The organism is Vreelandella lionensis (genome assembly GCF_044543515.1).
Lineage (GTDB): Bacteria > Pseudomonadota > Gammaproteobacteria > Pseudomonadales > Halomonadaceae > Vreelandella > Vreelandella lionensis.
The window spans coordinates 1-1,215 of record NZ_JBITWC010000056.1 but is presented as its reverse complement, the minus strand read 5'-3'; the positions used below and the strand labels follow the sequence as shown (position 1 = coordinate 1,215).

The following is a 1,215-nucleotide window of genomic DNA, read 5'->3' as shown; positions in this document are numbered from 1 at the left end:
TAGACACCTCCAGGCCTTATACTAAAGGTATCTAGGAGGATCCATGAGCCGTCCCCGTTACACTGAAGAATTCAAAATCGAAGCCGTTAAGCAGGTGGTAGAGCGTGGCCATCGAGTTGCCGAGGTCGCTGAGCGTTTAGGCGTGTCAGGCCACAGCTTGTACCACTGGATCAAGCGCTACGATAAGCCGTTAGAACAACGGCAAGAAGATGATGATCTCCAAGCTGAAAATCGTCGTTTGAAGGCTGAACTAAAACGCGTGTCAGAAGAGCGAGATATATTAAAAAAGGCCACCGCGTACTTCGCCAGGGAGTCCGACTGAGGTACGCGTTTATTCAAAAGCATGCGGGGCAATATCCGGTACGTCGCTTGTGCCGCATGATGGCCGTGCACCCTAGCGGCTACTACGCATGGTGCAAAAAAGCACTGTCTAATCGAGATCGAGATGATCAGCGTCTCTTGGGATTGATCAAGCATGCGTGGCTTGAAAGCGGCGGTGTATATGGCTATCGCAAGGTCTATCAGGATTTGCGTGAGGCTGGCGAAGCCTGCGGTAAGCACCGAGTGGCCCGCCTGATGCGGAGGGAAGGTTTACGCTCTCAGACCGGCTATCGACGACGCCCTGGCTGCTATGGCGGTGGAAAACCGGCCATCGTATCACCCAACCATTTAGACCGTCAGTTTGAAGTAACAGCGCCAAATATTGCTTGGGTGACGGATATTACGTACATCCGAACGTACGAAGGCTGGCTTTATTTAGCGGTGGTTATCGACCTGTTTTCTCGTCAAGTGGTTGGCTGGTCGATGAAGTCACGTATGACCACGGAGTTAGTGCTGGATGCTTTATTGTCGGCAGTTTGGCGACGCAAGCCGCAAGGAACTGTGATGGTACATTCGGATCAAGGAAGCCAGTTTAGCAGTGGAGACTGGCAAAGCTTTCTGAAAGCTAATCACCTGGTGGGCAGCATGAGCCGACGAGGTAACTGTCATGACAACGCCGTTGCTGAAAGCTTCTTTCAACTCCTCAAGCGAGAGCGGATCAAGCGACAGATTTATTCGACACGGGAAGCGGCTAGACGCGACGTGTTCAATTACATTGAAATGTTCTACAACCCAAAGCGCCGACACGGCACAAGTGATAACTTGTCACCGGTTGAGTATGAAAGGCGTTACTTTAAGAGCCTAACGGGTGTCTAGAATACCCGGGGCGATTCA

General features: G+C 51.5%; 1 protein-coding gene. It reads left to right on the top strand.

The window, feature by feature from the left end; translation table 11 throughout:
• Nucleotides 1-43: 43 nt before the first annotated feature.
• Nucleotides 44-1,197, top strand: a protein-coding gene (locus tag ACIGG6_RS18255; RefSeq protein ID WP_399846549.1) for an IS3 family transposase whose coding sequence is annotated in 2 segments (ribosomal slippage) — nucleotides 44-287 and nucleotides 287-1,197 — 1,155 coding nt in all. Because the reading frame shifts where the segments join, the coding sequence is not laid out codon by codon here.
• The last annotated feature ends 18 nt before the right edge of the window (nucleotides 1,198-1,215 follow it).